Annotated in this window: 1 protein-coding gene; it reads right to left on the bottom strand. The window is 40.5% G+C overall.

Going from position 1 to position 398, the window contains the following annotated elements; all coding sequences use genetic code 11:
- Window positions 1–398 (bottom strand): hypothetical protein (locus tag ACTQ48_RS11645; RefSeq protein ID WP_441571100.1); only part of this gene is annotated, 398 nt, incomplete at both ends.

Raw genomic sequence — 398 nt, 5'->3', positions numbered from 1 at the left:
TCTCCTCTTTTTTATCAATAAATGCATATACTTTTTTAGTGGGCAGCACCAATGTGTAGTTTTTATAGTTTCCGGGTATGATGTCCCGTTTAAATTGTGGATTTAAACGGCGGATTTCGGATAAGGGAATATCAATCACTTCGGAAATTTGTTGGAAATGAATTTCGCTTTTTACTTGCACGGTATCCAGCGCTGTCATATTATTGAAAGATTCTATCGGACAAATGTTGTGTTGCGGATAATAGTTCATAATATAATTTGCCGCGATAAATGCCGGAACATATCCGCGTGTTTCGCGCGGCAACTGATAGTATATTTCCCAATAATCACGTTTTCCGCCACTTCGGGCAATGGCTTTGTTTACGTTGCCCGGACCGCAGTTATATGCCGCGATAACC

It is taken from the genome of Collinsella sp. Sow4_E3 (assembly GCF_052116285.1).
Taxonomy (GTDB): domain Bacteria; phylum Actinomycetota; class Coriobacteriia; order Coriobacteriales; family Coriobacteriaceae; genus Collinsella.
The sequence above is the reverse complement of the archived record's forward strand: the minus strand, read 5'-3'. Positions and strand labels throughout refer to the sequence as shown.